The sequence below is a fragment of the Enterovibrio sp. QJM3NY_24 genome (assembly GCF_057786035.1).
Map to the genome: position 1 here is coordinate 931956 of NZ_CM173519.1, position 14260 is coordinate 946215.

Genomic DNA, 14260 nt, shown 5'->3' on the forward strand with positions numbered 1-14260 from the left:
ACGTTCAGGATTGTTTACAGACCATGAAAATATCTCTAACCGATAATCAGAAAAAAGAACTCGAAATACAACATGATAAAACTCGTGATGGTCGAGTGCGTGACCGCATTAAAGCGGTACTTCTTGCATCTGAAGGTTGGAGTGCCGCAATGATTTCACAAGCTCTGCGTATCCACGAAACAACTGTGCATCGCCACCTTGTTGATTACACATTATCGGCAAAACTAACGCCTTTAAATGGCGGTTCATCAGGCTATCTAACGGTGATTCAAACCATGGCGTTGATAGGGGCTTGTTGCAAAAAATCCCTCGTGATCCAACATATTCATATCGCCTTAGCGGATGGGTAGTCAATGACCAACAACGAATTCAAATGGAAACACTTCGCGCCTGAAATCATTCTTTGGTCGCTACGTTGGTATGGCTCAACACCCATGAGTTATGCCAACGTCAGTGATATGTTGGCGGAAAGAGGGATTTCAGTGAACCGCTCAACGATTTATCGGTGGTTTATTGAATACTTGCTGGGACATATATGGACGCTCCCCGAACGTCAAGCCAAAATGCTCTTGTCGTTTCGCGTAGCGAGACGAATTTCAGGTTGTTTTTGCCACTGTGTTCAGTGTTGATGTTCAGGTTTTCATTCCCTTTAAGGGAAGGTCAGTACTGACATATATCCAGGCTCGTTTCTTTGACAAGAATGAGGCGGTTTTTTCGCCTGCCTCGGCCTCTAATGAGTTCCGTACCTGACCGCCTTCAACAGACACTCGGGCTTAGCGCCCTTGTCCCAGACAGGCTTGAATCAGGTAGGGAAAACCTTTGTTCATCAACCATGACTGACCACGGTGGGTGAAACTGATTGTATTATCCGCCGCCACGCCATCTTGTTGCATTGCTTTTTGTATAAAAATGGTGTGATTGTGAAGGCAGACTCGTCGTTCTTTGTGTGTTCATCCTTGGCATGCCTCCAAGGCTGGCTGCGGTTGGTAGCATTCATTCCGCTGGAGCAATATCCACATCAGTCGTGCCAGGCGATGGGCGAAGGCCACAACGGCTTTGTTGTAACCACGCCGATGTACCAACTGATTGCCCCACACACTTAATGCGTCTGTTTTGTTTCTCGCACGACTCAACGCCGCCCGAGCTCCATGCACCAATAGTGTTCTCAGATATCGGTCGCCTCGCTTCGTAATGCCTCCCATGCGACGTGTATCGCCCGAGGCATAAAGCTGAGGCGTCAGGCCTAGCCACACCGCAAATTCTCTCGGGGAATGAAAAGCTTGCCCTTTATCTATGGAAGCAAGAAACGCCGACGCATTGATGAGCCCAACACCAGGAAGGCTCATGACAATGTCACCGCAAGGATGTTCGTCAAGGAAGGCCTTAAGCCTTTGTTCAATGTCTTCAATACGCTGCTCCGTATCAAGCAACTCTATGTAGGCGTTAGCCACAATGTTACGTAGCCCTTGAGAGCACGAGGTATCCCCGATAATGTCGGCAAGCTTGGCTCTGAGGTGCTTAACGCCAACAGGTGCAATGACACCAAATTCACTCAATATGCCTCGGGTTTGGTTAACCAAAGATGTACGATTTCGCTGTAGTCGCTCACGTACACGGTGCAGAGACAGTATTTCTTGTTGGTACTCGGTTTTTACGGGCACAAAACGGACATGAGGCCGTTGGCAGGCTTCAACAATGGCTAAGGCATCATTGTGGTCATTTTTGTTTCCTCGCACGAAGGGCGTGACATGTTGTGCGGGAATAAGCTTTGTTTGATGACCAAGTTTAGCCAGTTCACGCCCCCAATAGTGGGCGGAGTAGCAGGCCTCCATCACCACGGTTGTCGGTGGTTGTTGGACAAAAAACTGCACCAGTTGGCTGCGCTTCAATTTACGGTTAAAAATCGGCGTGGAATGTTCGCCTACGCCACAGACTTGAAAGGTGTTCTTAGCCAGATCGAGGCCAATGGTTTTACACTGCATAACGGACGCTCCTGATTAACTGATTTCGCAATCTCAGTTTGGTGCATGACGCCGTATTTGGGAGCGTCCATCTCATCAGGCACTTTTAGAAAGGAAAAGAAGTGTTAGCTATCGGGCAAATACAATCCTGACGCCCTTTGGCAAGATGTGGTATTGCTACCAACCTCTCGTTTGTTATTAGAAAATCTATCGAAACCACTTGGGGCGAGGCTGATGTATTTTAACGTTGGCAACACGGAATGGGGCATAAACGATCTTGAGCGAACAAACAGCTTTCAACCCACTAGCACATACAAAAACACCCGCCTAAGCGGGTGTTTTTCGTTAGCGAGTTACTATCACTTCGCCTTACGGTTCGCCGCCCACACGTGAAGCAGGTCGGTCGCAATCGTCGCGGCTGCTAGAGACGTTAGCTCCGCGTGGTCATACGCGGGAGCGACTTCTACCACATCCATGCCAATCAGGTTAATGCCCTGAAGCCCACGGATAACTTTTAGGATCTTGTCTGTGCTCAAACCGCCGCACACTGGTGTGCCTGTGCCCGGTGCGTAAGCGGGGTCAAGACAGTCGATGTCAAACGTTAGGTAAACCGGACGATCGCCAACGCGCGTTTTGATCGCTTCGATGATTTGATCAGCAGACCAATCATTCGCGGTTGCTGCATCCACCACTTGGTAGCCAAGTTTGTGGCTGTGCTCGGTGCGAATACCGATTTGGATTGAGCTTAGTGGGTCAATCAAACCTTCGTTGGGCGCATGGTAGAACATGGTGCCGTGGTCGTATTGGCTGCCCATGTCATAGGTGTCTGTGTGGGCGTCAAAGTGTACCAGCGCCATTTCACCAAACTGTTTGGCGTGAGCACGTAGCAGCGGCAGGGTAACAAAGTGATCGCCACCAAAAGTGAGCAGCGTTTTGCCTTCAGCCAGCAAGCTGGTGGCGTGCGCTTCTAGGCGCTCACACATTTGCGCTGCGTCGCCGCAATCAAAAACGAGATCGCCGCAATCGGCCATTTTGATTTCTTTGGTCAGTGAAAAGTCCCACGGCCAGCGTTTACCTTCCCAAGCCAGATTGATCGAAGCCTGACGAATGGCCCCTGGCCCCATGCGGCTGCCTGAACGCCCCGTGGTCGCCATATCAAATGGCACACCTGTGATGATAACGTCAGCGTCGCAACCGTGTGGTTGGAAAACCAATGGCTGACGAAGGAAACCGAACGCATTGGAATACAGCGAATAATCTGGGTAGTTGGCCAGTGTTGCCATGAAATAACTCCCTATCAAATACGAATTGCCCGCTGGAGCGGGCAATCAAAAATTAACGGTTTGAACGAATGTCTTCGAGGTAGGTGTAGCCATTTAGGCCCTCTGACAATTCAGCCAGAATTGCATCGTGCTCTTCTTCGGGCAAATGCTCTTTTACCATCTCTTCGTATTGCAGCAAGAACTGTGATGGGTCGAGATGCACATAGCGCAAAACGTCGCCAACACTGTCACCACGTTCAATGGCTTCAATGTCGAAACCGCCTTCACTGCGGCTACGCACCACGGCGGTATCCGTATCGCCAAACAGGTTGTGCATGTCGCCCAGAATTTCTTGATAAGCACCCACAAGGAAGAAACCCATGCGGTAAGGCTCTTCGTCACTCCATGCTGGAACAGCAAGGGTACTTTCGATGCCTTGTCCTTCCACGTACTGATCAACGGCACCATCAGAGTCACAGGTGATATCGAGCATGACTGCACGGCGCTCTGGCGCTTTGTCCAGATTGCTCAGCGGCAAAATTGGGAAGACTTGGTCGATGCCCCATGCGTCAGGTAACGACTGGAACAAAGAGAAGTTCACGAAGAACTTGTCCGCCAAACGTTCGTTCAGTTCGTCCAACACAGGACGGTGCGCGCGGTTCTTTGACGACATTTTGCGTGACAACTCGTAGCAAATACGCAGGCTGATTTGTTCTGCCCACGCGCGCTCGGCAAAGCTGACCATACCCATGGCAAACTGCATGTGCACTTCGGACAGATCGCTTTGGTTGTCATGGTGAATCTCGACCAATGAACGCTGATCGCCTGATTGGCTCAAATCTTTAAACGAATGCCACATGTTGTGCAAATTCTGTGGTGCGCTTTCAGCTGGCGCAAACACCTCTTCGCGCTGATAGCGTTCCACACCGACGACATCGGTGACCAACACAGCATGGTGTGCGGTCAGATTTCGGCCAGATTCTGAGATAATACGCGGCATTTTTATGTCGTATTCTTTGCAGACATCGCCGATGGTATAAACCACATTGTTGGCGTATTCGCGCAAGCTGTAGTTCATTGAACAGCTACTTTGGCTGCGTGTTCCTTCGTAATCGATGGCGAGACCGCCGCCCACGTCGACAGTGGTAATGCCTGCGCCAAGTTTGTGAAGTTCTGCATACACACGGGCAGCTTCGCTCACGCCGGAGCGTACATCGCGAATATTGGCGATTTGCGAACCGAGGTGGAAGTGAAGCAGTTGCAGTGAATCCAACATGTTGTGTTCACGCAGCTTGTCCATCACGGTCAGAACTTGCGAAGCAGACAGACCAAATTTAGACTTTTCACCGCCACTTGCTTGCCATTTGCCTTTGCCTTGAGAGGCAAGACGCGCACGCAGGCCAAGACGTGGTTTCACGCCTAAGGCTTTGGCTTCTTCAAGCACCAGATCAAGTTCGGAAAGCTTTTCGAGCACGATGTACACTTCGTGGCCGAGTTTTTCACCAATGAGTGCCAGACGCACGTATTCGCGGTCTTTATAACCGTTACACACAATCACAGAGCTTGCTTGACGCGCCATGGCTAGCACCGCCATAAGTTCAGGCTTGCTGCCTGCTTCTAAGCCGAGCTGACGCTGTTGACGCGCATATTGGCTTTTGAGAATTTCGCTCACAACGGCTTCTTGTTGGTTAACTTTGATGGGGTAAACCAACAGGTATTCGCCGAGGTAGCCATAGTCAGCAATCGCATCATTAAAGTTCGCACACAGGCTGTCTACGCGATGATGCAAGATCTCTGGGAAACGCACCAATACCGGGAGCGATGCGCCTTGCGCGATCAGCTCATCGGCCAGTGTCGATAGCCCGACAGTGTTCTCTGGACGTTTTACATCAGGACGAACAATCACTTCACCCTGAGCATTAATATCAAAGTACCCCTGACCCCAATACGGTGTGTTGTAGACATCACGGGCGTCATTAATAGACCAATCACTCATGTTCATTCCTCGGCGGTGATTGGGCACAAGCAAGTTCGCAGACCGCGGATAACGTCACGCGATCAACGGTAGCTTGTACCAAAGAAAATTATTGGATTGCGTTTAACGCAGGCAGACCTTATTCAGGCATCTGTAGCGAAAGATCAAGAAGCACGGCGTCAGCGCTTCGTGTTCGCCTTAACGATGCCCTTTTCCTGCGCGTATGAGTCGACAGGGTCTGGGGGCTGTTTTGCGGATGAAGAGTTACTGCGGTGTCGCAAACGGGGGTCAGGCTAGTCGCCAGAACATGCGGTTTTGCGAAAGATTTCATTGCCATTCCTAAAAAGGCCGTGCTGCAGACAGGCACGGTATGACAGGGAACACGGCTCTTTTATTGTCAGCATTCATTCATTGGGAAATGCTGTTCAAAGCCCGGATACACCTCATTGGCATCATCTAAACCAGAACGGGTGCGTGGCGATTAGACAACCGTTTTACGCTCGGTGCAAATAAATTAATTTGCACGTGACGAGTGATTTGTTTCATCGAGTGGGTGGCCGAAGAGGCAGGGCAGATAGGGGGCGGATTCTCGTATCATCACCTTCTTCTTCACAGCCTATTTGACTGTGGTGCAGACACAATAATTGATACAAAAAAGCCGTTCAGGAGAACGGCTTTGAGCGAAAGCTTGTGAGAGTTATGCGTTCACGATTTGGCAAAGTTCATTGCCACAGAGGTGATACTGACGCGGACAGTTGCGCCATACAGTTAACATACGCTGATACTTCTCAAGCATCGGCATTTGGCTGTTGAAATGGTGCGAGCCTTTATCGAATTGAGGGTATAAACGCCTTCAATGTCGGTAAGGAAACGAACATAGTTAACTAGATGTGCTTCTGTTGCTGCATCGAAGCCCCAGAACTGAAGGCGACGCTCATCGACATCGCATTCGCATCGTGTGCCAGCTTCTAACATGCGGAATGATTCTTGAAGTGCGTGGTGCATTTCCATGATATCAACCACCTGACGGCAGAGATCTTCAGACATATCGCCGAAGTCTTTATCAAGTTCACGCATTTGCAGCGCGTAACCACGTTCTACAATGGTTTGTAGACGACGGTACTTTTCCGCGTTTTGTGGTTCAAGTTGCGACATCAGCGAGTACTGATTAGATAGGATAAGACGCTGAGCGTGGGTCATTTCCATGGTATAGCCTCAAAAGATTAAAATTCGTTATCCAAACAGTCTCTTAATTGTCGTTAGTCGTGAGCATATTTGGCATTTCATGTGCCACAGATTAGCAGTTAGCACCGTGTGTTTTTTTGATCTCAACACAGGTTAGTTACGGTTTTTTAACTTGAAGCCTGTGTGGTGAATACTGCTTAAAATTTCGACCACAGCGGAACGTGTGATGGAGCACTCATGGTTTATTGGCAAGGATTGGGGTGGGCGTGTTTATTGGTGGCGCTTTGGTTTTGTTGGACGCCAGTCGCGTGGCAGAAAATGCATCAAAACAAAGGGTATCAGCATTTGGTGTTTGCGAGTGCCATGGTGTTGTTTTGCTTATGGGCGTTGAAAGCTGGGATCAGTGAGGGGCTCGATATTCATTTCCTCGGCATGACAGTGCTGACGCTGTGCCATGGCCCTAGGATTGCCGTTTGGATCAGTGTGTTCCCTTTGGCGTTAATGGTGGGGTTTGGCTTGTTGCCTTGGCAAGACGTTGGCCTGTATGCCTTCACCACAGCGGTGATCCCTGCTTTTGTTAGCTATGCGATATTCTGGCTTTCCTACCAGTATCTAAGCCACCATTTGTTTATCTATATTTTTGTCGCTGGGTTCTTAAATGCAGCGTTCACCCTTGTTTTTCATCTTTGTGTTGTATCGGCAGGGTATTGGATTTCAGGGCTGCATCCATGGGGAACCATTGTTGATAATTATCTGATCTTGGCCCTGTTGATGTGGTTCCCAGAAGGCTTGTTAAATGGAATGGCCGTGACTTTGCTGGCGGTGTACCGACCACATTGGCTGCGCACGTTTTATGACAAGGAGTATCTCTCTCCAGAGCGTTAGATGAGACATTAACAATACCTGAAAGGGTAAACATCTGAGGTTGCAGAGACAAAAAAACGGCCAAAATGGCCGTTTTTTAATCGGTTATCTAAAGCGGGCATGTCATGGACGGCAGGCTTAGTACATCACCTTGTGGCCATAACTTTCCAAAATTGCTTTCAGCTTTTCCATGGTTTCTTTCGTTGGTGGTTTCACGTCTTTGAGGTCGTATTCGTAACCCAACGCTTCCCATTTATGCTCGCCCAATTGATGGTAAGGCAGCATCTCGATCTTTTCGATATTGTCCATGTCTTTGATGAACTCGCCGAGACGATGAACCGAATCTTCATCGTCGGTATAACCCGGAACGACCACATAGCGAATCCAGGTCTTTTGGCCGCGCTGATGCAGATAACGAGCAAAATCGAGTGTGCGGCGATTTGAAACACCAACCAGATCTTTATGGATTTCATCGTTAAGTTGCTTGAGATCCAGCATCACCAAATCGGTTGTGTCGAGTACTTCGTCAATCACGTCAGTGTGTTTACGAATATAACCATTGGTATCAAGACAGGTATGAATGTTTTCTGCTTTTGCTGCACGGAAAAAGTCACGTACAAATTCAGGTTGAAGCATGGCTTCACCGCCTGAAGCGGTAACGCCGCCGCCAGATGCATTGATGAAATGACGATAAGAGACCACTTCTTTCATGATTTCTTCAACAGACACTTCACGGCCATCATCCAGATCCCATGTATCGCGGTTGTGGCAGTATTTGCAGCGCATCAAGCAACCTTGCAAAAACACGATAAAGCGAATGCCAGGACCATCAACGGTTCCACAAGACTCAAAAGAGTGAATACGGCCCATCACCGACATGAGATTCTCCAAAACTACTGTAAAAAGTAAGGGGTTATATTATACCGAAACCCCTTTCAGATACAGGGATTCAGCCTGTTTGGCATAGACATTATTCGGAGAGGAAGAGCGAGTTAATCGCGATGAATTTGAGGCAGGGGTAATCAGGTGCCCTTCGTTAAAAATGACAAAGTGTGCAAGCTAAAAACGCGTTAAGTGACGTTAAATGGTATTAAGCACTGAAGGGGGGCAGAGGGACCGGTGATTTTTGAGCGATAACCATAACGTATGCCAATTTTCTAGGTCTTCAATAGGCATGGGCTTGGCGATAAAAAATCCCTGAGCGTAGTCGCAGCCCATATCTCGAACGCCGTGCCATGTTTCAATGCATTCAACCCCTTCGGCGACCGAAGCGACACCGATGCGCCTTGCTATCAGGATACTCGCTTCTACCAATGCACTCGCTGTTCGGCTGCTTAGCATGGGGAGAACCAAAGACAAGCCCACTTTGAGCGAGTCTAGCGGCAAAAATTCCACTTCTTGCAGTGAAGTATGCCCCGCACCAAAATCATCGATGGCAATGCGAAAGCCATTGAGCAGCAAACGCGATGCTGCCTCTTGAACTTGTCCAATATGGACGAAATGGTCGGGTTCCATCAGTTCAAAATACATGGCTTCACACAGTGTAGGGTGCGCTTTACCGATCTCGATAATTTGGTCAATGAAGTTAAGTTCAATGAGGTTGTTCATCGAGATATTCACGCCGACTGGCCGTCCTTTCAGGTCAACCTGATTGGCAATGATCTTGTCTATGACTGACAACGTGAGTTCGGACTCCATATTCAGCGCCGAAAGTTGTCCTAAAAAATGTCGAGGTATTAGCGTGCCGCGTGTTGGGTGGTGCAAACGTTGAAGGGCTTCGCAGGCGATCCACTCTCCGTCACTTAAGCGAACGATAGGCTGAAACCACGTTTCAAACAGTTGCGCTTTCCATGCTTCAAGCACCTCATCTTCCGACAATGGAACAAGATCTAGTGGGAAATTGGTGTCATGCTCATGGGTGAGGTTGATGTAGTATTTCAGCAAAGGGATAGTGGCAGGCTTCGGGAGTATGCCTAGCACATTCAGGTGAAGGTTTTCACACATACTTTTTACCGTATCCAGCACCTTTTGCGATGCTGCGCTGGTGATGACGATACAGCCTGAAAAGCCTCTTTCTGCCATGTTGCTTAAGAGCTTGATACCGTCAATGTCAGGCAGGTGTAAATCGCAAAAGACCAAATCGGGTTTATGAGCAAGCACATGTTCAAGTGCTTCGGCACCACTTCCAGCTGTCAGAAGCATCTCATCCCCAGACAATAGCTGCATCAATTGTCCTGCTACCATGTCCCTTTGAAACGGATGATCTTCGACAAGCAATATCTTCATGTTTCCCCACAAATCCTTGTAATAGGTTGCGCTATTTAGTTGATGGGCAAGCTTTTCCCTACAGTATGGTCAGGTTTTTAGCAGACGTCGACAGAACGTCGTACGGTAGATGGGCTGGGAATTCACCAATACGGGGATCGTGGGATATTTGGTATCAAAGATGGATAAGAGAAAGGTAAGAGACGGGAAATTGGTGTGGATATAGTGGAAAAAGGACATAAAAAAACACCTCCGCATGGGAGGTGTTTTCTGATTCAAACTGACTCTAAAAAATTATAGAGATTCAGTGAAAGTACGTGCGATAACGTCTTTTTGCTGTTCAGCAGTCAGAGAGTTGAAACGCACAGCGTAACCCGATACACGGATAGTCAACTGTGGGTAGTTCTCTGGGTGCTTAACAGCGTCTTCCAGTGTTTCACGGTTCAGAACGTTCACGTTCAGGTGTTGACCACCCTCGATGCCTGATTCGTGGTGGAAGTAACCGTCCATTAGACCAGCAAGGTTCGCTTTCTGCGTGTCGCCATCTTTACCCAGTGCGTTAGGCACGATAGAGAAGGTGTAAGAGATACCGTCTTTTGCGTGAGCAAATGGCAGTTTACCTACAGACGTCAGAGATGCGACAGCACCTTTTTCGTCACGACCGTGCATTGGGTTTGCACCCGGTGCGAATGGTGCGCCTGCACGACGACCGTCTGGCGTGTTACCCGTTTTCTTGCCGTACACCACGTTTGACGTGATAGTCAGGATAGACTGAGTAGGCACAGCGTTACGGTACGTTTTCATCTTACGAATTTTGGTCATGAAGCTTTCAACCAGTTCACATGCGATGTCATCAACACGTGAATCGTTGTTACCAAATTTCGGATAGTCGCCGTCGATGTCGAAGTCGATCGCGATGCCGTCTTCGTCACGGATAGGCTTAACCGTTGCGTATTTAATAGCAGACAGTGAGTCAGCTGCAACAGAAAGACCTGCGATACCACACGCCATGGTGCGATAAACGTCACGGTCGTGAAGTGCCATCAAAGACGCTTCGTAGCTGTACTTGTCATGCGAGTAGTGGATAGCGTTCAGTGCGGTCACGTACTGAGTTGCTAGCCAATCCATGAAGTTGTCTAGGTCAGCCCAAACTTTATCAAAGTCCAGAACGTCGTCAGTCATAGGCGCTTGCTTAGGACCCACTTGCAGCTTCATTTTCTCGTCAACACCGCCGTTGATTACATACAGCAGAGTTTTCGCAAGGTTTGCACGCGCGCCAAAGAACTGCATGTGCTTACCGATAACCATTGGTGATACACAACAAGCGATAGCGTAGTCATCGTTGTCGAAATCAGGGCGCATCAGGTCATCATTTTCGTACTGGATAGAAGACGTATCGATAGATACCTTCGCACAGAACTTCTTGAAGCCGATTGGCAGTTGCTCAGACCACAAAACAGTGATGTTTGGCTCTGGGCTTGGACCCATGGTGTAAAGCGTGTTCAGGAAGCGGAAGTTAGTACGGCTTACCAGAGTACGACCGTCAACACCCATACCACCCATTGATTCTGTTGCCCAAATTGGGTCACCAGAGAACAGCTCATCGTACTCAGGCGTACGTAGGAAGCGAACCATACGCAGCTTCATGACGAAGTGGTCGATCATTTCCTGTGCTTCAACTTCCGTGATCTTGCCTTCAGCAATATCACGCTCGATGTACACGTCTAGGAACGTAGAAGTACGACCCAAAGACATTGCTGCACCGTTTTGAGATTTAACAGCGGCTAGGTAGCCGAAGTAAACCCACTGAACAGCTTCTTGTGCAGTCAATGCAGGACCAGAGATGTCACAGCCGTATTTTGCAGCCATTTCTTTCATCTGGATCAATGCACGGTACTGCTCTTGAATTTCTTCACGCAGTTGCATGGTCATTTGAAGATCGTCGCCAGCTTCCAGTTTCGCTTGTAGCGAATGGAATTGCTTAGCTTTGTCCTTCATCAGGTAGTCGATACCGTAAAGTGCTACGCGACGGTAGTCACCGATGATGCGGCCACGGCCGTATGCATCAGGCAGACCAGTCAGAACACCAGACTTACGGCAGTTTAGGATGTCAGGGGTATAGACATCGAAAACGCCTTGGTTATGCGTCTTACGGTATTCTGAATAAATTTTTGAAACCATTGGGTCCAGCTCACGGCCGTAAGCCTTGCAAGAACCCTCGATCATACGCACACCACCGTTAGGGATAAGTGCGCGTTTCAATGGTGCTTCAGTTTGCAGACCAACAATCTTTTCCAGATCTTGGATGATGTAACCTGCATCGTGAGCGGTAATGGTAGAAACAACAGAAGTATCGAAGTCTACAGGGGCGTGAGTTGAGTTCTCAAGCTTGATGCCTTCCATGACTTTGTCCCAAAGCGCGTTAGTCGCTTCAGTACCTTCAGTCACTAGGAATGATTCATCGCCCTCATAAGGGGTGTAGTTCTTCTGGATGAAGTCACGAACGTTAACTTCGTTCTGCCATTCGCCTTCAGCGAAACCTTCCCATGCTTTAGCAAATTGCTCAGACATGATGTACCTACCTTTTTAGTAGAAGAAAACAAGTACTTAGCGGTTTGAATGCCGCTCCACTGTGGAGACAGTGGTCAGTACGCGATCATTAAAAACTGTAAAAGCAAAAACGCTTTATTAAACGAGCTTGATTTTACGCTTTCTTAGCCTTGTATGGATAGTAATTTGGGCAGCCAAAGCGGCTGCCCAAATCAATAATTACATCAGTGCTGGAATACCGAACTGATCTTCGAGCATACCAACCGCCAGCATAGCAACCAGACAGATAACTAATACTGAACCAGGAATCACGATACGGTCTACAAAAGACAGTTTCTTCGCACGCTCTTTGTCACCGATGAGACCGTTGTTGTCCAACAGCATTGCTAGTGCCCATGCTAGTACTGGGTTCGCAACCATGGCAGCGAAGATACAGATACCGGCTGATTGTGAATCTTTGGTTTCACGAATCATCTGAACGCCAGCTTCAAGCAATGGCAGGAATACACCAACCAGTAGCGCGATACGCATCACTGGTGGCCATACTGCAACGTCCATAGGGAAGCCAAGGATGGCAATAATGATGCACAGTGAGCCAAGCAAAATGGCACCCGCTGGAATTGGGCGTTTCGCAATAGCTGCTGGGATCATGTAAGTACCCCAAGATGAAGTGATGTTACCGCCACCTACCGCTGTACCTACGATTTGACGTAGTGAACAAGTGGTCATGGTGTCATCTACGTCCATCAGTACTTTTTCGGTTTTTCTCGGGTAGTTCAACTCTTGGAAGATACGGTGACCCAAGAAGTCTGGTGACCACATAGCAACAGCAAGAATGGCAAATGGCAATGATGCAATAAAGTGCTGCAGATTCGGCAGACCCAGCATCCAACCTTGCTCAGTGCTTCCCCACCAATAAACAGGGTTCAGGTTAGGCAGACCCATTTCGGTTGTGAACGTCAGGTCAAAGCCTGCGCCCATGGCCAATGCAGTAATTAAGCCTAATACCGCACAAGCAGGAATCGCTAACCAACGTTTACCGATACGCGCTAGGAATGCGTAAAGGATGACGTTCACGGCAAGGACAACCAGACCGATATAGCCCATGCTGCCTTTAGCCACTGACGCTGATTCCAAGCCCTTGGCCCAAGATTGAATGTCACTGATTTGGCTCATTGCACCGGTAAAACCAAGGAAGACAAGCAGACCACCTGCTACACCTTCACTGGTGAGGTTGACCAGTTTTGAACCGCCCTTGAAGTAACTCAACGTCAGGCCAAACACACCAAGAAGTAATGCTAAAGCGAGGGGGTGAGCGCCTGCCAGCGCAATGGTTCCGATCAACGGGATCATTGGGCCGTGGTTACCAGCAAGGTTTGCACGAGGGTTAATAAAGCCAGATGCCAAGATACAGAAAAGCAGCGCTGGGATAAGCATCTCAACACGTGCGACTTCGATGGCGAATTCTTTACCGAGGTTGATGTGGTCCCAAGCTTGTGTCAGGCCATCAGCCCAAGACATCATTACCGCTGAGTACATTGCGATAATGCCGATAGTACCTGCAAGAGCCGGAACTAAATCTTCGAGTTCGAAACGGAAATCACGGCCAGGAAGGTTAAGTTTCCAACGGCGTGGGTTCATGATTTGAAGTTCGTGGTCCAGGTAATCTGAACGCGTTGCGAACTCCGAAGCGGGACGGTGCTTAGCTTGATACTCGCTTTGCGCCTGATCACCGATTTGCTCTGATGGGGCTTGGGTTGACATAAAGTCCTCTACGTACAAAAGCAAACAGAACTGGTTACGCTCTCGCCTTGTTCAGCAAATGTTTCACCCTTCAAATAAGGTGTGAAACGGGCAAAAGCCGGGAGCCAAAATTCGTAACATGAATACTAACAAACCTCTTCTCGGCTAACTTGATTTAGATCATTTTCGTGAAAATAAATTACACGTCAGGCAAGAGAGGATTGGTCAAATAGCAATCAAATGGTCGTATTTACGACTAAATCTGTCTATTTGGATGCGAAACTGAAATAAAATTACCAAAGGCGGAGTGTGATGCGTGCTACAGAAATGTGTAATTCAAGGTGTTTTTACAGAGAAACATCGGGGGCAACCAGCCTCAATGAATGAATTTCGGACGCATATCATTTTTTCTCAAAAACCAAACGTCTTAAGCTGTTCCTTTCTTTAAAGGAGGA

General features: G+C 48.4%; 8 protein-coding genes and 3 pseudogenes. 3 read left to right on the forward strand and 8 right to left on the reverse strand.

Translation table 11 applies throughout. The features are described 5' to 3' along the window. Positions 1 to 23: 23 nt before the first annotated feature. Positions 24 to 287 (forward strand): annotated as a pseudogene (locus tag AC3CIC_RS04055) (helix-turn-helix domain-containing protein); the annotation flags it as partial. Positions 288 to 353: 66 nt separating this feature from the next. Next, positions 354 to 521, forward strand: a pseudogene (locus AC3CIC_RS04060) (IS6 family transposase); the annotation flags it as partial. A gap of 429 nt (positions 522 to 950) precedes the next feature. Here AC3CIC_RS04060 and AC3CIC_RS04065 read toward each other — a convergent pair. The 4 genes and pseudogenes from AC3CIC_RS04065 to AC3CIC_RS04080 form a co-directional block, all read right to left on the reverse strand. Then, entirely contained in the window at positions 951 to 1982 is a 1032-nt protein-coding gene (locus AC3CIC_RS04065; RefSeq protein ID WP_488515408.1) for an IS110 family RNA-guided transposase, read from the reverse strand. A 338-nt stretch (positions 1983 to 2320) separates the two neighbouring features. Further along, positions 2321 to 3244, reverse strand: coding sequence for an agmatinase (gene speB, locus AC3CIC_RS04070; protein WP_488515409.1), 924 nt, complete (start codon positions 3242 to 3244; stop codon positions 2321 to 2323). Between the two features lie 52 nt (positions 3245 to 3296). Then, positions 3297 to 5219: a biosynthetic arginine decarboxylase gene (speA, locus tag AC3CIC_RS04075; protein WP_394212570.1), complete on the reverse strand. Its 1923-nt coding sequence runs from the start codon at positions 5217 to 5219 to the stop codon at positions 3297 to 3299. A 676-nt stretch (positions 5220 to 5895) separates the two neighbouring features. Then, positions 5896 to 6404 (reverse strand): annotated as a pseudogene (locus AC3CIC_RS04080) (YfbU family protein). Positions 6405 to 6620: 216 nt separating this feature from the next. Between AC3CIC_RS04080 and AC3CIC_RS04085 the strand changes: the two are divergent. Continuing rightward, positions 6621 to 7268 carry an energy-coupling factor ABC transporter permease gene (locus AC3CIC_RS04085; protein WP_488515410.1) on the forward strand — a complete coding sequence of 216 codons (648 nt, stop codon included), beginning with the start codon at positions 6621 to 6623 and terminating at the stop codon, positions 7266 to 7268. A 117-nt stretch (positions 7269 to 7385) separates the two neighbouring features. Here the strand turns inward: AC3CIC_RS04085 and pflA are convergent, their stop codons facing one another. The 4 genes from pflA to AC3CIC_RS04105 form a co-directional block, all read right to left on the reverse strand. After that, positions 7386 to 8126: a pyruvate formate lyase 1-activating protein gene (gene pflA / locus AC3CIC_RS04090; RefSeq protein WP_488515411.1), complete on the reverse strand. Its 741-nt coding sequence runs from the start codon at positions 8124 to 8126 to the stop codon at positions 7386 to 7388. A 201-nt stretch (positions 8127 to 8327) separates the two neighbouring features. Beyond that, positions 8328 to 9533 (reverse strand): EAL domain-containing response regulator, encoded by a 1206-nt coding sequence (locus tag AC3CIC_RS04095; RefSeq protein WP_488515412.1) that lies wholly within the window; start codon positions 9531 to 9533, stop codon positions 8328 to 8330. A 273-nt stretch (positions 9534 to 9806) separates the two neighbouring features. After that, positions 9807 to 12083, reverse strand: coding sequence for a formate C-acetyltransferase (gene pflB, locus AC3CIC_RS04100; protein ID WP_488515413.1), 2277 nt, complete (start codon positions 12081 to 12083; stop codon positions 9807 to 9809). A gap of 198 nt (positions 12084 to 12281) precedes the next feature. Further along, the gene (locus AC3CIC_RS04105; RefSeq protein WP_394212578.1) at positions 12282 to 13826 is read right to left on the reverse strand and encodes a DUF3360 family protein; all 1545 of its coding nucleotides are present in this window, start codon (positions 13824 to 13826) and stop codon (positions 12282 to 12284) included. Positions 13827 to 14260 lie beyond the last annotated feature (434 nt).